This is a genomic window from Gammaproteobacteria bacterium (genome assembly GCA_028819075.1).
Taxonomy (GTDB): domain Bacteria; phylum Gemmatimonadota; class Gemmatimonadetes; order Longimicrobiales; family Gaopeijiaceae; genus BD2-11.
Genome location: JAPPMM010000050.1, coordinates 20,876 through 44,113, shown reverse-complemented (window position 1 = coordinate 44,113; position 23,238 = coordinate 20,876). Strand labels below are relative to the sequence as shown.

At 68.6% G+C, this 23,238-nt stretch carries 11 protein-coding genes; 7 read left to right on the top strand and 4 right to left on the bottom strand.

What is annotated here, in order from left to right; genetic code table 11:
- Positions 1–14 precede the first annotated feature (14 nt).
- Entirely contained in the window at positions 15–4,217 is a 4,203-nt protein-coding gene (locus OXU32_14280) for a fibronectin type III domain-containing protein (protein ID MDE0075121.1), read from the top strand.
- A gap of 139 nt (positions 4,218–4,356) precedes the next feature.
- Here OXU32_14280 and OXU32_14275 read toward each other — a convergent pair whose 3' ends face one another.
- The gene (locus OXU32_14275) at positions 4,357–6,690 is read right to left on the bottom strand and encodes a response regulator (GenBank protein ID MDE0075120.1); all 2,334 of its coding nucleotides are present in this window, start codon (positions 6,688–6,690) and stop codon (positions 4,357–4,359) included.
- Positions 6,691–6,786: 96 nt separating this feature from the next.
- Between OXU32_14275 and OXU32_14270 the strand changes: the two genes are divergently transcribed.
- The 3 genes from OXU32_14270 to OXU32_14260 all read left to right on the top strand — a co-directional run bounded on the left by OXU32_14270 (position 6,787) and on the right by OXU32_14260 (position 9,967).
- Positions 6,787–8,052, top strand: coding sequence for a cytochrome P450 (locus tag OXU32_14270; GenBank protein ID MDE0075119.1), 1,266 nt, complete (start codon positions 6,787–6,789; stop codon positions 8,050–8,052).
- A gap of 12 nt (positions 8,053–8,064) precedes the next feature.
- Complete coding sequence (locus OXU32_14265) at positions 8,065–9,198, top strand: helix-turn-helix transcriptional regulator (protein MDE0075118.1); 1,134 nt, start codon at positions 8,065–8,067, stop codon at positions 9,196–9,198.
- Between the two features lie 94 nt (positions 9,199–9,292).
- Positions 9,293–9,967, top strand: coding sequence for a LuxR C-terminal-related transcriptional regulator (locus tag OXU32_14260; protein MDE0075117.1), 675 nt, complete (start codon positions 9,293–9,295; stop codon positions 9,965–9,967).
- 609 nt (positions 9,968–10,576) lie between these two features.
- Here OXU32_14260 and OXU32_14255 read toward each other — a convergent pair.
- A complete protein-coding gene (locus OXU32_14255) occupies positions 10,577–11,080 on the bottom strand; it encodes an RES family NAD+ phosphorylase (GenBank protein ID MDE0075116.1) in 504 nt (167 codons plus the stop codon).
- 325 nt (positions 11,081–11,405) lie between these two features.
- Between OXU32_14255 and OXU32_14250 the strand changes: the two genes are divergently transcribed.
- The gene (locus OXU32_14250; GenBank protein ID MDE0075115.1) at positions 11,406–12,185 is read left to right on the top strand and encodes a type IV toxin-antitoxin system AbiEi family antitoxin; all 780 of its coding nucleotides are present in this window, start codon (positions 11,406–11,408) and stop codon (positions 12,183–12,185) included.
- A 23-nt stretch (positions 12,186–12,208) separates the two neighbouring features.
- On the opposite strand, the gene OXU32_14245 is transcribed toward OXU32_14250, so the two are convergent.
- Both OXU32_14245 and OXU32_14240 read right to left on the bottom strand, forming a co-directional pair.
- Positions 12,209–13,249 (bottom strand): transposase, encoded by a 1,041-nt coding sequence (locus OXU32_14245; GenBank protein MDE0075114.1) that lies wholly within the window; start codon positions 13,247–13,249, stop codon positions 12,209–12,211.
- 2 nt (positions 13,250–13,251) lie between these two features.
- Positions 13,252–14,097 carry a hypothetical protein gene (locus tag OXU32_14240; protein ID MDE0075113.1) on the bottom strand — a complete coding sequence of 282 codons (846 nt, stop codon included), beginning with the start codon at positions 14,095–14,097 and terminating at the stop codon, positions 13,252–13,254.
- Positions 14,098–14,636: 539 nt separating this feature from the next.
- Between OXU32_14240 and OXU32_14235 the strand changes: the two genes are divergently transcribed.
- Positions 14,637–19,475 carry a carboxypeptidase regulatory-like domain-containing protein gene (locus OXU32_14235; protein ID MDE0075112.1) on the top strand — a complete coding sequence of 1,613 codons (4,839 nt, stop codon included), beginning with the start codon at positions 14,637–14,639 and terminating at the stop codon, positions 19,473–19,475.
- A 120-nt stretch (positions 19,476–19,595) separates the two neighbouring features.
- On the top strand, positions 19,596–23,177 hold the full coding sequence (locus OXU32_14230; GenBank protein MDE0075111.1) for a M66 family metalloprotease: 3,582 nt from the start codon (positions 19,596–19,598) through the stop codon (positions 23,175–23,177).
- Positions 23,178–23,238 lie beyond the last annotated feature (61 nt).

Below are 23,238 nucleotides of genomic sequence, written 5' to 3'. Positions count from 1 at the left end.
AAGGAGGCGGCAGGATGACTCGGAACAGACTGGGCCCGCCGGCCCGCTCCCTCATGGTTGCTGCGGCGGTGGTCTGCTGGATTCCATGCGTTCCCGCGGCAGCCGCTGGCGCGCTCCCGGTTCAGGACCCTACGGTGCCTTCGGTGCCGACGAACCTGACGGCGACCGCCCTCAACTCCACCACCATCTACCTCACTTGGGTCGAACCGACCTCGGACGGCGGGAGTGATATCACCGGCTACCGGATCGAAATGCTCTTCGGCGGCTTCCCGAGCTGGATCCCGGTCGTGTCCAACACCGGCAGCACGACCACAAACTACACGCACATAAATCCCCCTCAAAGCACCACCCTGTTCTATCGCGTCGCCGCGATCAATGCTGAGGGGACGGGAGCCTACTCGAACTTGGCGACGGTCATGGGAACGGGGATCGCGGGGGCACCTTCGGTGCCACTCAATCTCACGGCGGATGCCGCCGGACCTACCATCATCGACCTCGACTGGGATGCGCCGAGCTCGCATGGCGCGAGCGTGATCATCGACTACCAGGTCGAAGTGTCGGCGACTGGCAGCGTCCCGTGGACGCCGCTGCCGACCACGAGCTTGACCTCGTCCCGGCACACGGGTCTCTCCGCGGGCGTTACGCGCCACTACCGGGTCAGGGCGCGGAACGCCAACGGCCTCGGGCCCTGGACGTCCCCTGTGAGCGCCACCACGTCAACGGGAACGCCGCCCGGGCCGCCTCGTGCTCTGACGGTGACCGCCGTCGGTTCCTCGGCGATCGAGCTGAGTTGGAGTGCCCCGCTGAGTCGTGGCAGCAGCGCGATCATCGGGTATCGGATCGAGTGGTCGAGCACGCGAACCGGCGTATGGGGCGATCTCGTGGCCAACACGGGCAACACACGCACCACCTACGAGGACACGGGCCTCGCGCCGAATACGACTCGCTACTACCGGGTCTCGGCGATCAACTCCTTCGGCGCAGGAACCCCCTCGAACATCGAGGGCGACGTCACCCCGCTGCGCGTGCCGGGCGCGCCTGGGGGATTGACGGCCGAGGCCCGGGGGATGTCGGCCATCGAGTTGGACTGGACGCGACCATCGTCCAGCGGAGCGTCCGCGGTGACCGGCTACCGGATCGAGTGGTCGAGCACGCGAACGGGCACATGGCGGAGTCTTGTTGCCAACACGGGTTCGACGACGACAAGGCACACCGATTCCGGCCTGTCCCCCGGGACGACGCGCTACTACCGCGTCGCGGCGATCAGCGCGGCGGGCACGAGCGCCTGGTCGAACGTCGCCCACGCGACCACCGACGACCTCACCGTTCCGGGCGCACCCAGGAGCCTGAGGGCGACTCCGAGCGGTGTAGGGGGAAGCACCCAGATCCTCCTCTCCTGGACGGCTCCGGCCTCGAACGGAGGGAGTCCGATCACAGGCTACCGCATCGAGAGGGCTATCACCCGCGGCGGCCCCTGGATCATCCACTTGGCCAGCACTGCCAGCGCCACCACCACCTACTTGCACACCGGTCTCGCCCCCAACACGACCCGGTTCTATCGCGTGCGCGCGCTCAACGCCCAGGGGCACGGGGATCCCTCGAACGTGGCCGAGGGCACCACCAACGCCGCACGGCCGGACCAGCCCCGCAACCTGCGCGCGCGAGCAACGGGACCCACCAGCATCACCCTCGCCTGGGAGGCGCCGTCCAACGACGGCGGGGAGCGGATCACCGGCTACACCATTCAGGCGCGCGGCCCCAGCGACGGCACCTGGATCACGATCGTTCGCAACACGGGTTCGACGGCGACCACCTTCGAGCACACGGGCCTCCGGCCGGCCACCGCCTACCGGTACCGGGTGGCGGCGATCAACCGCGTGGGGGCCGGCCAGTGGTCGTTCGAGACGAGCACGAGCACGTACGCTCAAGCTCCCGGGGCACCGGTCGGGCTGACGGCCCGGGAGGTGGGCACCTCGCGGATCGACCTGTCGTGGAGTGCGCCTCGCAACACCGGTGGAGCTCCCATCCTCGGTTACCGGATCGAGGCCTCCGACGACGGGGGCAGCACCTGGCGGATTGTCCGCCGCAACACCAACTCGAGAGGGACGACGTTCTCCGACGTAAACCTCCAGCCCGCGACTACGCGGCACTACCGCGTCGCAGCGATCAACACTGCGGGGACCGGGCCGTTCTCGAACACCGCGCGCGCTACCACGGAAGCGACCGTGCCGGGCTCGCCCCGGAGTCTCGACGCGGAGGCCGACGGCACCTCGCGGATCGAGCTCTCTTGGCGAGCGCCCACGAGCGACGGGGGCTCGCGCATCACCGGCTACCGGATCGAGGTGTCCGAAGACGGGGGCACCCGCTGGGCGGACCTGGTGGCCAACTCGCACAACACGCGCACGACCCACGTGCACACGGGACTGGAGCCGGCCACCAGGCGCCACTACCGTGTCTCGGCGATCAACCGGATCGGCGTGGGCCGGGCGTCGCGGGTGGCGAGCGCCATTACCGACGCGACCGTGCCCGACCCGCCCACCGGGCTGACGGCCACCGCGGTCTCGCCCACCCAGATCGACCTGTTCTGGGCCGCGCCTGCCTACGACGGGGGCGCCGCCGTCACCGGCTACCGCATCGAGGTCTCGGAGAATGCAACGGCGTGGACGGTTCTGATGGTCAATACCGGGTCCAGAGCCACCGCGTTCTCGCACACCGGCCTCCTGCCGGGGAGTTCGCGCCACTACCGTGTCTCGGCGATCAACCGGGTGGGCGCCGGCGCGCCGTCGGATACCGCTTCGGCGGCCACGGACGACCCCGTCGGTCGGGCGGGTCGCCTGAACACGCGCGTGCTGCCGCACGTGGCGGCCGCGATGACATCCAGCACAGTGTCGGCGATCGCCCGCCGCGTCGATGCGGTGGCCAGCGGGATGGGCATGGAGCGGCGCGTCGAGACGAACGGGCTCTCGTCGATGGCCGCGAGCCTGTCCTCGCCGGACGCTGGAGGCTTCGGTCTCGCCCAAGGGGACCAGGCCGGCTTGGCTGCCCTCTTCGGCGGCACCTCGTTCACGATGCCCCTGGGCGCCTCCGACGCGCCGCAGCAGCAGTCCGCCACGGGCACCCAGTTGGCGAGCTGGGGCTCAGGCGAATACCACCACCTCGGCGAACCGGGCCAGAGCACCCTCGACTGGAAGGGCAACATGGTGAGCGCCCACGCCGGCCTGGACGTGCGCGTGGGACCCGACATCCTGGCGGGTGTCGCGGGCTCGTACTCGTCGGGCAGCTTCGACTTCACCGACAAGACCGGCGCCACGCCGGTAACGGGCACCTACGGCACCACCATGGCCAGCGTGCATCCCTACATGGCCTGGTTCTCCGGCGGGGGCGTCGCCTCCGTGTGGGGCTCGGCCGGACTCGGCCGCGGCGACATCGACGTCGACGACGAGCGCGGAGGGTTCCGCACCACGCCCGCGAGCCTGTTGACGGGGGCTGGGGGCGCCAGCTACCAACTGCTCACGCGAGGCGCGGCCGGCGTGCGCCTCAAGGCCGAAGGCTGGTACGGCGAGGTCACGGTCGACGGCACCCAGCAGATCGAGGAAGCAACGCTCGAGATGCAGCGCGCCAAACTTGCCCTGGAGCTGACGCAGGGCTTCAGCAGCGGCGCCGGGAACGAGATGGCGTTCGTGCTCGAGGGCGGGATGCGCTACGACGACGGCGACGGCATAAACGGCGCCAGCGCGGAAGTCGGCGGCGGGCTGCGCTACACGAACCCGGGATTGGGGCTGACCGCGGAGGGCCGCGGCCGGTTCGTGATCTCGGCGCGCGCCGGCTACGAGGAATGGGGCATGGGCGGCACGCTCATGTTCGACCCGGCGACCCGCGGCCAGGGGCTGCAGGTCCGGGTGGCGCCCTCGTACGGCAACCACATGAGCGGGGTGAACCAGTTGTGGGAGCGCGGGGTGCACGACGCAGTGGGTGGCCACGACCTAGGCATGGGTCCCAACGTGGACGGTGAGGTGGCGTACGGCATCGCCGGCTTCCACGGCACACCCTACAGCGGCTTCTACGTGGGCCAGGGTGGCACGCGGGCCTTCTCGAGCGGCGTGCGCTACGAGCTCGGGTCAGGCGTCGGACTGCGCCTCGAAGGCACGCGGCGCGAGAGCGGGCTCGGCGCCCCGCAACACACCGTCGGCGTCCGGGGGAGGTTGCGGTTCCGATGAGGAAGTGGCGCCCGCCCAAGAACCAGAAACCGCCGAAGCGAAGGAAGAAGGCCACGCGCGTACGACGAGGGCCACACCCGAAGAAGAGGCGCCGCCGCCGGAACCCCAGATACCGCTTCGATAACGAGGCCGCTGAGCGTCAGGGACCCTCCTCGGTGTCCGGCATGGGCATACGGTAGCCAACCCCGCGCTCGGTCAGGATGTAGGCCGGGTTGGCCGCGTCGTCGCCGAGTTTCTGGCGGAGCTTCTTGGCGAAGGTGCGCACCGGGCCCGCGTTGCCCCCGCCGCGCCGGCCCCAGACCTGGCGCAGCAGCCGGTTGTAGGTGACCACCCGCCCCGCATTGCGCGAGAGCACGCGCAGCAGCTCGTACTCCGTCGCGGTCAACTTGATCTCGCGGCCTGCCATTGTGACTCGGCGCTGGTCGCAGTCGATGTCGAGTTCGTCCAGCACGAAGGGCCTGGGCTGGGCCTGTCGGCGCAGCGCCGCCCGGACCCTGGCCACGAGTTCCGTCGGCGAAAAAGGCTTGACGATGTAGTCGGCCGCCCCACGTTCGAGCGCCTTCGCGATGGTCTCGTCCCTGCGGTAGCCGGATATGAAGATGACCGGCAGGTCGGCGAGCTCCGGGGTCCGCTCCATCAACTCGATGCCGTCCGTGCCGGGCAGCATCAGGTCGAGAACGACAAGCTCGGGCTGCTCGATCCGGATCAGGTGCGACAACTCCTGCGGGTCGCCCGTCATCACCGCAGCGTAGCCCGCCGTCGCGAGGGCGTCGCGAACGAAGCGCAGCATCAGCGGGTCGTCGTCGACCACGAGAACGCGGCTGCGCTCGCGCCCCTCGGAGATCAGCCGCCCGTAGCTGCCCGGGGCGTCGGCCGTCGCCTCCCCGGCCACCGGAAGCGTGAACGTGAAGCGCGCGCCCCGGCCCGGCCCATCGCTCTCGGCCTGTATGCGGCCGCCGTGCGCTTCCACGAGCCCCTTGCAGATCGCCAGGCCCAGCCCGGTGCCTCCAGCAAGGCCGACGCGCTTCTGGAAGAGGTGCGGGAGCCGCTCGGGTGCAATCCCCCGTCCCTGGTCCGAGACCGAGATTGCGAGATGCGTGCCGTCGCGCTCGGCCGCCACCTGGATCGGAGTCGACTCGGGCGCGTGCCGTCCCGCGTTGGCGAAGAGATTTACTAACACCTGCACGATGCGCTCGGGGTCGGCCATCGCTCGCGGAAGGTCCGGCGGGAGGTCGATGAGGACGGGGTGCCGGCCTCCGCCGCTAAGGAACGTGGTCCGGGCCTGGTCCACCAGCGAGGCTACGTTGGAAGGCTCGGGTGCGACGGTGAGCGTGCCCGCCTCGATGCTCCCCGCGTCCAACAGGTTCGCGATGAGGCCCCTCATGTGGTTCGCCTGGCCGTTGATGAGGCGAAAGAACTGCAGCATTTCGGCCCGGGACGGAACGGGAGAGGCTTCGAGAACGGTTGCGGCCGAACCCTTGATGGAAGTGAGCGGGGCGCGGAGTTCGTGGCTCACCATGCTGAGGAAATCCGCCCGCTGCCGCTCCAGCTCGTCGAGCGGTGCCAGATCCTGCAACGTGACGACGACCGAGACTACCTCTCCGGACTCGGAATGGATCGGCGTCGCGTTGACGAGCGTGCGGACGCTCCGGCCGTCGGGCACCGAGAGCTCGATCTCTTCTGCGCGCGTCGCCGTGGCGCCCTCGAGCTGCCGGGCCAGCGGGATCTCTGCGAGCGAGTACTCCCGCCCGTCGGCGTGCCGGCACGTCAGCACTTCCAGAAGCTGCTCCGGCGGACATCCGGGGGTGCGAATCTCCTCGACGATGCGTTGCGCCTCGCGATTGAACGACACGGGACGACCGGTTCCGGCGTCGAACACGGCCACGCCCACCGGCGTGGTTTCGATCAGGGCCTCCAGGTCGGCGCGGGCCCGCTCGACATCGCGGTGGGTGCGGGCATTCGCGATCGCCGTGGCCGCCTGCGAGGCGAAGAGGGTGAGAATCTCCTCGTCTTCAGCCGTGAACGCCTCGCCGTTGCCCTTCTCCCCGAGGAAGAAGTGACCGAGATGCTCGCCCCGGTGGTGCAACGGCGCTCCCTGAATCGTCCTCGGAATCCACGGCGTCGGGCGGAAGCCACGCGACCGGAGGTGACCGGGGAAGTCCGAGAGCCGAAATGGCTCCAGATGGTCCCGAAGATGCTCGAAGAGCCTCAGCCCGTCGGGCCACGCCGTCATCGTCCGTTGCTTGTCGAGAGCGAAGCCGGAGGTCAGGAAGTCCCGAAGCTGCCCCTGCTTGTCGACGGTCGTGATGACCCCCAGGCGCGCGGCGGTCAGCGCGCGGGCGCTATCGACGACCTCCTGCAGCACGTTGGCCAGCTCGAGGCTCGAGTTGATGCGCAGGACGGCGCTGCTCAGCCGAACGAACCGGTCCCGCAATGCCCTGTTCTGGCGTTTGAGTTCGTTGATGTCGTTCACGACTTCTCCCTCCCCGCGCCATGGCAACATGAAATCGACATAAAATCAATACTCTTGTACACGTCTTGAACATATCAATCCCCCTAGATTAGAGGGATGTTCCAAGTTGCCCACGCGATGCAAGCCGCAGTCGCCGGCGCGCTGGTCCTGCCGGAGCGCTGGAAGCACGGGGTAGCATACAACCCGCTCTCGCCCCGGACGGTCCGGAATCCGTACCCCGTCCTGGCGGCCCTGCGCGCCCGGGCGCCGGTGCACCGCAGCAGGTTCTTGAACGCCTGGGTGTTCACGCGCTACGCCGACGTGAGGGTCATCCTGCGCGACCATCGGCGCTTCGGCAACGACCCGCGCAAGAGCAACCTGTCGCTCCTGCAGCGGGCCATACTGCCGCCTCCGCACGAGTATTCCATGCTGCTTCTGGATCCGCCGGACCACACGCGGCTCCGGGCGCTCGTCAGCGGGGCCTTCACGCCGCGGGCGATCGACGCGCTCGAGCCACGCGTTCGCGGCATCCTGAGCACCCTGCTGGGGGACATCCGCCACTCGACGGCGTTCGATTTCATGGACGCTGTGGCGCATCCTCTCCCCGTGATGGTCATCGCGGGGATGCTGGGCCTTCCCCCGCAGGACTGGCGCCGATTCAAGGTCTGGTCCGCGCGGCGTGCGCGTCTGCTTGAACCGAGGCTCGGCCGCGGGGAGGGCAGGGCCGGCAAGCGGGTATCGAGTGCGTTTGCCGCCTATGTGCGGCCGATCATCGAGGAGCGACGGGCCAGGCCGCGCGAAGACATCGTGACTGCCCTGATTCGGGCCCGGCAGGATGGCGCGCAGTTGAGCGGGCAGGAGACCCTGAACATGCTGCGGCTGCTCCTGGCAGCCGGCAGCGAGACCACCGCCAACCTCATCGGAAACGGCATCCTGGCCCTGCTCCGCCATCCGGACCAGATGGAGCGGTTGCGGGAGGACCCGGCCCTGATCCCGTCGGCCGTCGAGGAACTGCTCCGCTTCGACGCTCCGGTGCAGGTGGACTATCGGCGGGTGCTCGCCGACTGCGAGGTGAACGGCTTTGCGTTGCGCAAGCGCGACAACGTCGTGGTGCTCCTGGGCGCCGCCAACCGGGATCCGGCGGCGTTCGAGAATCCGGACCGCCTCGATGTCGGGCGCGACCCCCGTTCGCACCTGTCGTTCGGGAGCGGGATTCACCACTGCCTCGGCGCTCCGCTCGCTCGCCTGCAGGGAAGGATCGCGCTCGAGATGCTGCTCGAGCGGTTCCGGTCCATTCGTCTGGCCCGCGATCGCCCCCGGTATCGGCCGAGCATCATCATGCGGGGCCTCGAGTCCCTGCCGGTGCGCTGCCTCAGCGCGTGAGGGTTGGAGGCCATGAGCGAGAGAGACACGTTCGATCGCATCCTTGCATCATTGCACGAGGCCGCGCTCGACGACGGGCGCTGGCCGGCCGCATCCGCCCTCATCGACGACGCGCTCGGTGCGGAGGGCAATGCCCTGGTGGTGGGCGCCGACCAGCCCGGGGGGGATGTCCGGATCTTCTACGCCGGCTTCTTCTACCGCGGCGAACGCAACCGCGAATTGGAGCGTGAGTACTTCGACGACTACTACGCCCGGGATGAACGCATCCCGCGCCTCCGGAAGCTGCCGGACAGCCGACTGGTCCACTGCGGAGACCTCTACACGGACGAGGAGCTGAAGAGCTCCCCATCCTACAACGAGGCCCTGTCCCGCGGTCACACCCAGGACAGCATCAACGTGCGGTTGGACGGACCCGGCGGGTCGCGTATCGTCTGGGTGGTCAACGATCCGGTTGACACCGGCGGCTGGTCGTCCCGTCAGATCGAATTGATACGGCGGCTTCTGCCTCACGTCCGCCATTACGTGAGCGTCCGCCAAGCTCTGGCCGACGCCGGAGCCCTGGGTTCGTCGTTCGACGAACTCCTTGCCGCCACCGGGTGCGGGATCATCCAGCTCGATTGGCGCGGGCAGATTGTTGCGGCGAACGATCGTGCCCGGGAGTTGCTGCGCACCGTCGACGGCCTGTTGGACCAGGGGGGCCGGCTGTCTGCGCGCTGGCCGGAGGACGACGCCCATCTTCGGCGGCTCGTGGCCCGCGCGCTGCCGCCATACGGGTCTCCCGGCGCCGCCGGCTCGATGATGGTGAGGCGTTCCGGGAAGCAGCCGCCACTCAAGTTGCAGGTGGTCCCTGCGAGCAGCCGGGAGGAGGAGTTCCGTGCCTGGCCTGTCGCGGCGCTGGTGTTCGTCACCCACCCGCGAAGCCGGACACGCCTCAATCCGGGTTCCGTGAAAGCCGCCCTCGGCCTCACGCCGGCGGAGAGCCGGGTAGCGGTGCTGCTTGCAGAAGGCAAGACCGTCGGTCAGATCGCTGCTGCGGTGGGGCGGGAGCAAAGCACCATCCGCACCCATGTGCGGCACATCTTCGGGAAGCTCGGCATCACCCGGCAGGTGGACCTGGTGCGGCTGGTGCTGTCGATGGGGGCGTAACGAAGATCCCCAATTCTGTGGACGCGCCGGAGCTGCCTGGCTCCCCATTCTGACAGCAGAATCGCATTCCCGCCCCAAGGCGAGGCGCTTGTCCATGCCCGATGCCCAGGACGTCGACTCAAGCAATACGGTCGAGGGGCGGGCCCTGAGCGGTCCCCGCTCCGCGCTGCTCGGCAACAGCCGCTTCGGCGTCGTCCAGTTGGACGGGCGTGGGCGGATCGTGGCCGCGAACGATCGGGCGCGAGACCTTCTGGGGCAGGACGACGGGCTGTGCGAGGTGGATGGCTTCCTGAGCGCCACGGCGCCGCGGGACAACCGGGCGCTGCAGCAACTGGTGGCCCGGGCGGCGCCTCCGCTCGGGACCCCCGGGTCCTCCGGCTCGATGACCGTCACGCGCTCGTCGGCGTCCACTCGGCTCGTCGTCCACACGGTCCCCTTGTCCGCGCGCGAGCGGGAATCCGGTGCACGCCAAGTGGGAGTACTCGTCCTGGTCGCCGATCCCGAGAGCCGGCCCCGGATCGATGTCGGACTCGTGCAGGCGGCCCTGGGCCTCACTCTGACCGAGAGCCAGTTGGCGACCCTGGTGGCAGACGGGCACCGCGTGCGCGACATCGCGGCACGCACCGGGCGCAGCGAAGGCACCGTGCGCTGGCACCTCAACAGGATCTTCCGCAAGCAGGGCATCTCGAGCCAGGCGGATCTGATGCGACGTGTCCTGTCGCTGGACGGATTCCCCCGGTATCGGCCGGGCCAGCCGCCTGTGACCTAGGGGACTGAGCGCGCGTGACGCGAGCCCCCTCCACACCCCCTGATTCGTTCCGGCCTTCGCAGACGGCTACAGGGCTTTCGGCCTTCGCGTCCGCGATTCGCGTTTCAGCGACCGGCTCCCCTGTGTCGGCGCGCGTCGGGGCTTGCCAGTCCGCGGTTTCGGCCGGCCTCGCCGTACCTTCAGTTGGCGGCCGTGCCACTCCGCCTTGTATTCGAGGTGGCGCAGCAGTTCGCTGCTCGCGCCGGCCCCCGGAGGAGGATCAAGCTCCGCTAAGCGAAGGGGGAGCGTCCAGGCAGAGAATCTCGTGTCTGTGATCGTTTTAACGCATTGTGCTCGAATAGAATCAGTCGTTTGTGACCACGAGCAGCACATCCGCCTTCGGTGGGGCGGGAGAGAGCGGGGAGGGCTGAGAGCGGGATGCGCGCATCACGAGCGGCGTGCGCTACGACTTGGGCGCAGGCGTCGGGCTGCGTCTCGATGCCACGCGGCGCGAGAGCATACTCGGGGGCACAGCACTCGGTGGACATCCGGGGGAGGGTGAGGCCCGATCGGTATTCCCCGTACGTCGCGGGGAACCCGTCATCAGTCGAGGCCGTCAGCCGTTGCGACCTACAGATCGCTCCAGTCCTCTTCGGCAGCGGCCATGGCCTTGTAGGTTGCCCTCAACAAACGGACATCGTAGGAGAAGCGACGAGACCCGATCAACCGGATCCCGACGGCGTCCGGATGCGTCGGATTCACGAGCACGTTGCTCTCCTCGGGGACGAGCACGGATGGAACTCGCAGTAGTAGCTCTCTCTCCCTCCTGGCCCATTCGGCGCCGATCGCCTGGCATTGGGGCGGTGACGGAGTCCGGCGCCAATCGGCGGGCAGGGATGCGGGCGCGAAGGCCAGTTCGGTCGCGTCGTCCAGAACGCCTATGCGCAGCGCAACCAGATCGTCCGGTGCGTCTTCCGCCTCGATGTGCACCAGGTATTCCAGGGCTGCGAGCGACAGGTGGGAAGCCGCATAGACTGCCGGCGTTCCGCGAGGAGTCCACCGTGCTCCGTAGCGGCGGGCTCCCTCGCCATCCAGTGCCGCGTGAGCTTCGCGGGTGATCCGCCAGAGTTCCAAGCACGTTTCAGCGTGTCGGGGCGTGTGACCTTCCCGCTACGCGCCCAGCCCATGCTCGATGCGCCCCAACACCCGCTCCACGAGCCGGGCCCCGACATCGCTGGCCAGGAGATCCAGGGGTCGTCGTCCCTTGAGCCCACGGTTGGGCTTGCCTCCCTGCAAGTGGGGCTGCAGAGGTAAGCCACCGCCGACCACTCGTCTCGATAGGACGATTCTTGTCAAAAGGCGAAAAGACATTAGTATGACCAATAATCGTATCCCAAGCCGAGACGATTCTCTGCGAAGGTCGCCTTGGGCGTCACTTGCACAGGTAATTGTACGATCCATGTTTGCTCGTGATTACGTCGCCGATCTGGCGGCGCGTGGACGACATCATTTCACGACCGACGAGGCCGTCGGCGCGATTGGGAGCGCCAGGAGTGCCGTTCGAGGGCAACTGCGGCGGCTGAAGGCTCGTGGCGTCATCGCCGAGCCCGTGCGGGGCTTCAACATGATCGTCCCGGCGCAGCACAGGAGTCGCGGCTGTCTGCCGGCGGAGCAGTTCATTCCCCAGTTGATGGATCTTGCCGGCGAACCGTACTACTTCGCCCTGCTCAGCGCGGCGGAGCGCTACGGCGCGGCGCACCAGCGGCCGCAGGTCGTCCAGGTGATGGTCCGCAAAAACCGCGCGGCGGTCGCGTGCGGACAGGTGCGCGTCGAGTTTGTCGCCCGCCATGACCTCGAGCGAGTGTTCGTGAGGGAGTTCAACACCCCACGCGGTGTAGCTCGCTATTCGACCCCCGAAGTAACCGCGCTGGAACTCGTCGGCTATCCGAAGCACGCGGGCGGCATTGCCAACGTCGCAGCGGTCCTGCCCGATCTTGCGGAGGAGATGGAGGCGGACGCCCTCTCGCGAGCCGCAGGTGTCTCCCCGGTGAGTTGGTCGCAGCGCCTGGGATACCTCCTCGAGCGCGCTATCGAGTCAAGTCTGGCTGACGCGCTGGCGCCTTTCGTCGAGGAGCACGCTCGCAGCTACACGCCCCTACGCCGCGCGGCGCCGACCACAGGAGCTGGGCGAGACGCGGCCTGGAAGCTCATCGTGAACGTCTCTCTCCACACCCCCTGATTCGTTCCGGCCTTCGCAGACGGCTACAGGGCTTTCGGCCTTCGCGTCCGCGATTCGCGTTTCAGCGACCGGCTCCCCGGTCTCGGCGCGCGTCGGGGCTTGCCAGTCCCCGGTTTCGGCGGGCCTCGCCGTACCTTCAGTTGGCGGCCGTGCCACTCCGCCTTGTATTCGAGCTGGCGCAGCAGTTCGCTGCTCGCGCCCTCTACTTCGATCTCGCGGGCGTCGTGCACGACGCCGGTCGTGGTCTTGTGCTGCAGGTCCGCCTGGTGGTTCCGGACCTTGCGCGCCTGGTTGCGCATGCGGGCGAGGGCGCGCTTGCGGCCTTCCGACCCGAACTCGCACCGCTCCAGTTGCCGCTCGAGCCTCGCCAGGCGTCGTCGCGCGTTCCGGAGCGCTCTGCTCTCCCTCACCACGTGGAGGGACTCCCCTTCGACCGACACACTGATCTCGCTGCCGCTCTGGCGAACCGCGGCCTTGTCCGTCCTTGGTTCGACGGGGGTGAGCGGCGCGCATTCGAAGAGGCACGAGAGCATCCAGCGGTTCCCCGCATCCAGCCAGGCCCGTCCTGAGAGCAGACCGAGGGTCTTGCGCCCGAGCGACCCGGCAAGTCTGCCTTGGGGGAGACTGCCACCCCTCCAGCGCACCGACCCGAACTTGGGAAGCCACACCCGGCTGCCCTCGAAGCGGACGCCCTGGTTGCTGAGGTAGATGCCGGGCTCGCGGCCGATGGCCTTGACCTGGGGGAACCCGCTTCGCCCGCGTCTGCGGGGTTTCGCGAACCAGGTGCGAAAGGCCCGGTCGAGATCGGCGGCGACGCGGTAGGTTGCGCTGGCGGGGAATCCCCGGTGCTCCGGCTGCCGCTGCCAGTCGCGCGCCAAGGCGCGCATCTCGGCCAGCGACAGGCGCCGTCCGGCCTCCCCGTACCTGCGCTGAGAGGCGGCGAGCAATTCATTGGCGAGCTCACGCAGGCCGCTCCTGCACCTGAACAGAGCAGCATCCTGGGCGGGACTCGGATAGAGCCTGCAGCGCCAGCCGACGTAACGCCGGAAAGCCGGCTCGGTCACCGTTATGTCACCCGTGCGTGGGGAGCACGCGCGTGCGCGCGGCTCTGCTTCCTCGATCCGTTGCCGGAGCCAGGCTTCCACACGGAATCGACCCACGCGCCGAATCGCCGAACGACCCGCGCCGGGTTCTTCGCCGCCTCCGCGAGCGTGCAGCCGGCCAGCCGGTTGAAGTTCCTCTGAAGGGTGCGGCGCTGAAGTCCCAGCCGCTCGGCGATGGCGTTCCAGCCTGCATGCGCGCGCGCGCGAGAAGCCCAGAGGATGACGGCCCAACTGAGGAATTCCTTCAGGCTGCACCCGAGGGGCACGTCCTCCCTCCAGTATTGCCTCAGCGTGGGAGGGGCCAGGTCGACGTGGTCCGCCAACCGACCCACCGAGTTTTCCGGAATGAACGGGCCGTTGGCCGCATCGTCCAAGCCGCAGACCCGGCTGATGGTCTCCCTGACGGAAGGTCTCAAGGAATGATCGGTGACCAGCTTGAGGCCGAGCCGCCACATCGGATCGCCGTTTGTCCTCCGCATGCCCTCGAGGATCTCGACGAGACGGCTCTCAACCTCGTCGGTCCATATGACCCGCAACCTGTCGGAGCGAAGCGGATACAGGCGGCGCAGGCAGTCCACCGAGAGCTCCGCCACCACGACGCACGGAGGGCTCAGAGGCCCGAAGGTCGACCGCAGCCACTCGAAGTCGCCATCGGCGCACGCAGTGATTCCGACGACCGCCGCCCGAGTGCTCATGGACGGCGCCAGCAGTGCCCTTCTTGACGTCACGCGCCGGACTTCCAGACCGTCGAGCACCCGCTCGAGCCGGTTTCCAAGCTCGCTGTCCCCGCAATACAGCAGGTAGGCCATTCGCTCCGATTCCATCACGTGCCATACCGTTCCCGGGGCAGGACGCGAGATCGACCGTGGCGCGGAACTCCTGCCCGAACATGAGCATGACAATATCAGTAAAACAGGGTTCCTGTTTTGTCACGCCTATCAAACAATAGGCCCTATCAAACAATAGGTTCTATCGAGCGGCAGGCGCCGGGTTGCCGGCCTCATCGATTATCGCCGTTGTTGTCATCGGTATTGTCATATATCACCGCGAGGGGGAATCCCCTATCTTCGGGGCCGGATCCGAATCGAGACGCGGAACAGATCATGGGACAGTGTGGACAGTATGGAAGATAGTTTCATCGCTTTTGTCATTTTCAGAAAACAGTGCGTGACGTCAATAATCCGAGGATTTTCGCCGATCAGCGGGCGCCCCGGAGCAGGACGATAGTGCGTAACCGGTTGAGAAATATGAAGGTTTCGAAACTGGCACCACCTTTGCCTATCCGGGGACACGCGACTCTTTCCCAGCCACCTCAGGCCGGTATTCATTCCCAACACCAGGAGGTTCCATGAATCGACTCAAGCTCCTTGCCACAGCGACGCTGGTGGCGCTGGCCTTCACCGCCTGCGACGAGGGCACTCCACCGCCGGTGGAGCCCCCCCCGCCGCCGACTCCCGTGGGAACCATCTCCGGGTCGGTGACGATTGAAGGCACGGCCGCCGCCGGCATCACCGCCACCCTTTCCTCCGGTGCCACCCAGACGACCGGGGCGGGAGGCAACTTCGCCTTCGCGGGTGTCGAAGCCGGGACCTACACGGTCACCATCAGCGGCTTCCCCGAGGATGCGACGTTCGCCCAGGTGACGCAGTCCGCGACCATCGCGAGCGATGGTCAGAACGTGCAACTCAACTTCGCCGGTGAGTACATCCGCTCCTCGGCGGTGGTCGGCAACGTGGTTGCGGCCGACGCCATGATGAGCGGCGGCGACGGCCAACCCGAAACGCTGGGCGGCGTGACGGTCACGCTCGACGGCGAGCACGCCATGGGCGTGATCATGGAGACCGGCATGGACGGCGGCTTCGCCTTCACCGGGCTCCGCGCGGGCACCTACACGGTGACGATCAGCGACTTCCCGGAGGACATCTCCTTCGAGACGGTGAGCGTCGAGGTCGAGGTCGACGTGGGCGAGGTCGGCCAGGCCGACTTCACGGGCCACTACATCCGCACCTCCGCGGTCGAGGGCCAGGTGATTATCGATGGCGAGGGCCTCCAGGGCGTCTTGGTGACGCTGGTCGGCGGTCCCTCCGACGAGAACTTCACCATGACGAGTGATGCCGACGGCATGTACCGGTTCGAGGACCTGCGCCCCGGCGACTACACGGTCAGCATCTCCGACTTCGACACCCGCGACTACGAGTTCGCCGCCACGTCGCAGGACGTGAGCGTGGATCTCGACGAGACGGGAACGGTGTCGTTCACGGGCGTCCTGCTCCGCACCTCCGGCATCAGCGGCCGGGTGAGCGTCGAGGGCATGGGCCTCGACGGCATCGCGGTCACGCTGTCGGGCGCGGCCGACGCGAGCACGACGACCGACGCGGGCGGCCAGTACTCCTTCGCGGGTCTGGCGGCGGGCGACTACACGGTCTCGATCGCGGTCGACGACCCCGCCTACGTGTTCGACATGATGAGCATGGACAGGACGGTCGGCGACGACGATTCACAGATCGTGAACTTCGAGGGCATGCACGCGCGCACCGCGAGTGTTGGCGGTCAGCTGTTCATCGACGAACTGGACAAGAACGACATGATGGACGCGGGCGAGCACCCGTTGCCGGCACCTGGTGTTCCGGTGGCGCTGGTGGGCCCGGGGGTCAATGACCAGCGGCTGAGCGCCACGAACGCGGCCGGCCAGTTCTCATTCGGCGGCCTGCGCGCCGGCTCCTACCAGTTGGTGGTGCCGATCGACGCCACGGCTGCAGCCGCGCTCGCGGCCAACGACATCGCCTACGGCGGACCGGGGGTGGGCTACGCCTTCGACCTCGGAGTCGGCGAGGCCAAGATGCAGGCCGTTCCGTTCGACATCACGCACACGACGATCAACGTCGCGGTCACGCTGAAGGGCGGTGACTACCGCGGCGATCCGATTCCCGGCGCCAGCGTCGCGTTCTACGCGGACGCGAGCGGTGATACCAAGGTCGCCGACGGCATGACCATGGTCGGCGAGGCCGGCGTCTACGCGTCCGTCAAGGTCGCGCGTGCCGGCACCAGCGACAACACGGTCCACATGATGGTCGGCGCGGAAGGCTACTTCATGGATCCGTCGGCCGGGATGCAGGCCGTGACGTGGGATCCGCAGTCGTTCGTGCACCCGGCGGCGGACGCGAATCCGCCTGCGGTGCTCAACGACGCCGACATCGTCAACCTGAGCGTCAGCGCGAACGTCAGCGGCGCCACGGTCATGACCGACTACGGTGGCGGCGAAGCGCTCGCCGGTTGGGACATCAGCGTGGTACACGTCGAGGAAGCGGTACCGGTCGCCGGCGCCCCGACGATGCTGGACGATGACGGCAACGCGATGTTGACGCACACCCTGGAACCCGGAGACCTACCCGCAACCTTCGCCTTCGCGGCCGCCGAGGACCAGGACGACGACTTGGACGGCGGCGAGAGCTACGAGAGCAACCCGGGCGTGTACGTGCACACCGGGCTCAAGTTGGCTGGCGCCATGGACGCCACTCCGATCGTGGTGAGCTACACGACGCAGACGCTGAAGGTCTACGTCTACCACGAGCGCGATCAGGTCCGCGGCTACACGGGCAACGTCCTGGGTGGCGACGAGCGGAAGGCGGGGCTGGTCGACCTCGAGGTCCGGCACGCGACCGGAAACGGCGGCAGGGCCACCAGTTCGATCTCGAACGATGATTGGGACTCCAGGGCGAACACGAGCGCCAGCAGGGGCGCATACACCTTCTCCCACCTGCCGGCGGACATGGACATCGTCGTTCGGGCGGACGCCAGGGACGGCTACATGCTGCTGGATCTCGACCAGCTCGACGCCTACCGCGACATGGACGAGAACGGCGTGATGGGCGGTGCGTTCGGCGCGATGGGCGGCTGGGGGCACACGGTGACGCTCTGTCCGTTGACGGAGACCGAGCCTACCGGCCAGGACTTCGGCAAGTGCGGCTCGTTCGCCGTCGTCACCACGCACAATGTGACCGCGAACGTGTCGAAGATGAGAGTCAGGAAGTCGGGCACCGGGTTCCATTCGTCCGACCCCAGCAGCACGCATCAATCGGGGGTCGAGGTCAGCCTGACGCCGACCGAGGGCAAGAATCTCGGCGGTGTCGGACGGGACTTCACCACCGCGTCGAGCAACGACCCGACGACGGCACACGACGAGCGCAGGTTCCACGACTTCGGTACCATGGCGGCCGGCGCCTACGATCTCGGTATTCCGGATGGATGGATGGCGATGGCGGGCGACATGGACGCGGAGGACGCGCTGAGCCCCCTCGAAAGCGACCTCGCTCTTGAGGTCACCCCATCGACCGCCACCCTCTACGGCTTCGTTCGGAACACGGACGAATTCGGCCTCGAGGGCGTGACCGTGACCGTGAACGGCCAGTCGGCCACGACCGACGACCTGGGCCGCTACATCGTGACCGGCATCAGCGCCATACGGGGGCAGCTCTTCGTGAATACGGAGAGGGCGGGATATCCGGCGGCCAAGGCGGATTCCACCAACAACGACAAGACCGCCGTCCCCGAGTTCGCAGCCAACATGGCGATGCAACACAACTTCACCCTCAGTGGCGCGAACAACACCGTCGCGATCACCGGCACGGTCACGGAAAGCGGCACCGGCGCGGCGATCAAGGGCGTGGAGATCCGGGTGGACGGCAGGGCCCCGCTCAATGCGGGATCAGGACAGGGATCAGGGAAGGTCACGACGGGCGACGACGGCACCTACACGGCGGTTGTCGAGACCCAGCCATTCAATGACCCACTGGTCACCGTGAGTGCGCACAAGTCCGGCTATCACTTCCTGCCCGAGTCATCCCCCGTCGCAGCCATCGCCGGGGCCAACCCGACCGCCAACTTCGAAGGCCGCGAGGCCACCGAGATTGTTGGCAGGGTGACGGCTCCTGGAGGCGGCAGGCCCAAGGCCGAGGTTACGGTCACGGCGTGGGGAGACGCAGCCATGACAGCTGACTCCCTGTATGCGGTGACCACCACGGAGACCGGGACGTTCAGCGTCTTCGTGCCCACCCTTAGCGGCACCGTCTACCTCAACGCCATGCCTCAGGACGACTTTACGCCGGCCGATCCGAACTACCGGAATCTGGACGCCGCGTTGAAAAACACCTGGTTCGATCCGCCGACAACCAGACCCGGCGGTGCGATCGCGGTCATCCCGGGGCAGACCTTGCAGTTCGGCACGTTCACCGGACATAGCGTCCAGCCCCGAATCACGAGCATCCGGCGGATGACGTTGACGACCGACACTGAGCCCGACCCGCAGACCATTGTACCCGCCCGTACGAATTTCAACCTCGTCAAGGGAGAACCTACGAACGTCTTCGAGGTGAAGTGGGAGTACGACACTAGGAATCCTTCCGACGGTACCGACGACTCGTACTCCGTCGCAAACGATGCTGCGATCGTCATGGGCGGGACCGCTGCGACCGCCCCCGGCCTCGAGACCTCGCCGCCCGTAGACGGCACCACCGTCACGCCGAACGTCGTGGGCCGGAACGCCGAACGGACCGGCGTGGCCGACGGTACCAGCGTTACGCACAGGCGGACGACCACGGCCACCATCCCTGCCGACGGCTTGGGCAACTACGGCAAGAGGAACATTACGATCGGAGTCGTAGCGACAGATAGACGCGGAGTATCATCAACCAACGCCGCCAATGTCGACAGTGCCCCTGTAGAGCTTGCCGCTGTAAGCGGGAGTGTCACGGGCCTCGATGCCAAGCGCAATGTCACGGTCGTTGCGGGAGGCCAAGACACTCACATGCTCACAGGTACTTGGTCTGGACCGGGTAGCCCGGGGTTGGAGCACCGAATCGCCCTGTACCTCCTGGTCGAGGACTCCGGCCCCACAGGGAACAAGTCGGAGTGGGTCGTCCTTAGCGGCAGAACCGGCGCTCCCGCCATATCGAGGGCCACTGCCATACCCGGCGACACGGGAGCCGACTGGGGCAAGTGGAGCATGGCAGGATTTGACCTCAACCTTTCGACCAACGCCGAAGGTGATTGGCAGGACGATGACGATGCTGACCTCGTCTACGCGGTCACCATCGACAACCTGCGCAAGGCGACCCACCTCCGCATCGACACCAGAGTCGACGGTGGCAACTGGGTGAAGCACACCCCGGCAGCCATTCCAGAAGGCTAATCAACCCTCCAACCCCATCGGCCTGACCGATGGCAGCAGCAACCCCCCGTCCGGTTCGCCGGGCGGGGGGTCGCTCCGTATTCAGCAATGACGAACCACCGTACACGGATTCGTGTCCCCTTGTTGGCGATCTGCGCGGTTGCGGCGTGGGCGTCGTCGGGATGCGGCGACGATGCCACGCGCCCCCCGTCCGAGGCGCTTCGCGTGGCCAGCGTGACGGTCACGCCCGCGGCCGCCTCGCTTACAGCGCCGGACGCCACCGTGCAACTGGATGCGCGCGTGCGCGACGGCAACGGGCGGGCAATGCCCGGGGTGGTGGTGATCTGGACGAGCCTCGACGCTGCGGTCGCGACGGTCGGCGCGTCGGGGCTGGTGGCGGCGGCCGGCAACGGGACGACCACAGTCGCGGCGACGGTCGGCGCGGTCGCAGGCACGGCCACGGTGACGGTGGCGGTGGAGCATGGGGACCGGGCGGCGCTGGCTGCGCTCCACGCGGCAACGGACGGGCCGAACTGGGCCGACGACGCGAACTGGCTCGGCGACGGGCCGCTGGCGACGTGGCGCGGTGTGGAGACGGACGCGTTCGGCCAGGTCGTGCGCCTGGACCTGGGCGGCCGCCAGGACGGGGAAACCGGGGAGTGGGTATCGCACGGCCTGCGGGGCACGATCCCGCCGGAACTGGGGAGTCTCGCGGGCCTGACCTCACTGAGCTTGCGGGCCAACGCGCTGACGGGTCCGATTCCGCCGGAGTTGGGCGGTCTCGCCAGCCTGGAAGAGCTGTGGCTCGACGGCAACCGGCTCGAGGGTCCGATTCCGCCGGAGCTGGGGAGCCTCGCGCGCCTGAGGGACCTGCGCCTGCGCGGCAATGCGCTGGCGGGTCCGATCCCTCCGGAGCTGGGGAATCTCGCCGGTCTGGAGGGGCTGTGGCTCGACGGCAACCGGCTCGAGGGTCCGATTCCGCCCGAACTGGGGAACCTCGTGCACCTGAGGGGGCTGTCCCTGAGCGGCAACGCGCTGGCGGGTCCGGTCCCGCCGGAGCTGGGCGCTCTCCCATACCTGGAATACCTGTACCTCGACGGGAACGCGCTGACGGGCGCGCTCCCGCGGAGTCTCGTGCGGATCGGCAGGCTGGTGCGGCTCCGTTTCGAGCGGAACGACGGTCTCTGCGCGCCGGGCACCGCCGAATTCATGGCCTGGCTGGACGGCATCGGGCAGACCGACCGAGGCTCGTTCTGCAACGAGACGGACCGGGCGGCGCTGGCCGCGCTGCACTCGGCGGCGGACGGCGAGAGCTGGACCGACTCGGGAGGCTGGCTGGGCGGCGCGGCGCTCGCGGGGTGGTACGGGGTCAGGACCGACTCAGTAGGCCGCGTCGCGACGCTCGATCTGGCCGGCAACGGTCTCGCGGGGCGGCTTCCGGCGGGTCTCGGCGACCTGGCGGCGTTGACGGCGCTGCGCGTCGGCGACAACGCGCTGTCCGGGCGCCTGCCGCGCAGGCTGCTCGATCTCCCGCTGGGGGAGCTGGACTACGCCGGCACGGAGCTGTGCGCGCCGGCGGACGAGACGTTCCGGGGGTGGCTGGACGCCATCGCCGTGCTGCGGGGCACCGGAACCGAGTGCGCGGCGGCCACGAACCGGGAGATCCTCGAGATGCTCCACGACGCGACGGGCGGGCGCGACTGGATCGACTCGAGGAACTGGCTCACCGACGCGCCGCTCGGGGAGTGGCGCGGAGTCGAGGTGGACGACCAGGGCAGGGTTGTCGAACTGCGGCTTTGGGACAACGGGCTGGCAGGCCCGATCCCGCCCGAACTCGGCGAATTGGCGCACCTGGAGTACCTGCGGCTGAGCGACAACGGCCTCACGGGCGCGATTCCGCCGGAACTCAGCGGTCTGTCCGGCCTCACGTACTTGGCGCTCGACGGCAACGCGCTCACGGGCGCGATCCCGCCCGAGCTCGGCGCTCTTCCGGCTCTCGAGGAGCTGCGCGTCGAGAACAACGACCTGTCGGGCCCCCTTCCGCCGGAGTTCGGCGGTCTCGCGAGCCTGCGCGGGCTGGGGCTCACGGGCAACGCCCGGATGTCGGGCCCGCTCCCCGCCGAGCTGACGTCGCTCGGCCCGCTCGAGCGGCTCCTGACCGGGGGCACGGGGCTGTGCGCGCCCGCGGACCCCGCCTTCGCGGCCTGGCTCGACGGGGTTCACACCCGCCGCGTCGTACCCTGCGCCGACCGGGAGGCGCCGGCCGCGTACGTGGTGCAGGCGGTGCAGTCGCGCGCGTTTCCGGTCCCGCTGGTCGCGGGCAAGCCAGCCTTGCTGCGCGTGTTCCCGACGGCGGCACGGGCCGCGGGCGCGGGCGTCCCGGCGGTTCGGGCCCGGTTTTTCGTCGACGGCCGGGAAACGCACATGGAGTACGTTCCGGGCAAGTCCGAAGCGATCCCGGCCAGGATCGACGAGAGCTCCCTTGCCACGTCGGTCAGCGCCGAGATTCCGGGGAGCGTGGTGCGGCCCGGCCTCGAGATGGTCGTCGAGGTCGACCCCGAGGGCACGCTCGACCCCGCGCTGGGCGTCGCACGGCGGATCCCCGCGACCGGGGGGCTGCCGGTCGACGTGCGGGCCCTGCCACCGCTCGAGCTGACGGTCGTGCCGTTCCTGTGGGCGCAGGCGCCGGACTCCTCGATCCTGGACGCCGTCCGTGGGATGGCGGCGGACCCGGAGGGCGACGCGTTGCTCGCGGACGTGCGTGCGCTGCTCCCGGTGGGCGCGCTAGAAGTGACGGCGCACGCACCCGTGCTGAGCTCCAGCAACGACGCCCGCCGCCTGATGGAGGAAACGGAGGCGATCCGCGCGCTGGAGGGCGGAGGCGGCCACTACCTGGGCACGATGGCGGGCCCGGTGGTGGGGCCCTCCGGGGTGGCGTTCCTGCCCGGTCGGGCGGGCTTCTCAATCCCCCGCTCGGGCACCATCGCGCACGAACTCGGCCACAACCTGGGTCTCCACCATGCGCCGTGTGGGGGTGCGGGCGACCCGGACCCGTCGTTCCCACATCCGGACGGATCGGCCGGCGCTTGGGGCTACGACTTCGCGCGCGGCGAACTGGTGCGTCCGTCGACCCCGGACCTGATGTCGTACTGCGGCCCCCCCGACGGGATCAGCGACTACCACTTCGCCAACGCGCTCCGCTACCGGCTGTTCGAGGCGCGCCGGTCGGCGGTTCCGGCCGCCGCCCAGGAGAGGTCGCTTCTGCTGTGGGGCGGCACGGGCGCGGACGGCGCGCCGTTCCTGAACCCGGCCTTCATCGTGGAGGCGCCGCCGGCGCTGCCAGACTCGGTCGGCGCGTACACGCTGACCGGCCGGACCGCGCGCGGAACCGAACTCTTCTCGTTCAGCTTCGAGATGCCCCGTGCGGCCGACGGCGACGGCGGTTCCGCGTTCGCGTTCGCCCTTCCCGTGGAGCCCGGCTGGGCGGGCGAACTTGCCGGCATCACCCTCGCCGGCCCTGGCGGAACGTTCGCTCTGAACGACAACAGCGACGTCCCGATGGCCATCCTGCGCGACCCGCGCACCGGCCGCGTGCGGGGCATCCTGCGCGCGCCGCCCCCGGCCCAAGCCGCGATGGACGCGACGGAACGGTCCGCAACGCCGCCAGAGCTCGAGTTGCTGTTCAGCCGCGGGATGCCGAGCGCGGCGGCGTGGCGGCGATGACGGCGCCACGGGGGACCGGGGCGAGGGCTTTCCAACCCATTGAGATGGACTCACACACAGA

Coding starts and splice junctions, on each gene's coding strand:
- OXU32_14235 (MDE0075112.1), top strand. CDS start 14,637: ATGAATCGACTCAAGCTCCTTGCCACAGCGACGCTGGTGGCGCTGGCC.
- OXU32_14265 (MDE0075118.1), top strand. CDS start 8,065: ATGAGCGAGAGAGACACGTTCGATCGCATCCTTGCATCATTGCACGAG.
- OXU32_14270 (MDE0075119.1), top strand. CDS start 6,787: ATGTTCCAAGTTGCCCACGCGATGCAAGCCGCAGTCGCCGGCGCGCTG.
- OXU32_14240 (MDE0075113.1), bottom strand. CDS start 14,097: ATGGCCTACCTGCTGTATTGCGGGGACAGCGAGCTTGGAAACCGGCTC.
- OXU32_14260 (MDE0075117.1), top strand. CDS start 9,293: ATGCCCGATGCCCAGGACGTCGACTCAAGCAATACGGTCGAGGGGCGG.
- OXU32_14280 (MDE0075121.1), top strand. CDS start 15: ATGACTCGGAACAGACTGGGCCCGCCGGCCCGCTCCCTCATGGTTGCT.
- OXU32_14250 (MDE0075115.1), top strand. CDS start 11,406: ATGTTTGCTCGTGATTACGTCGCCGATCTGGCGGCGCGTGGACGACAT.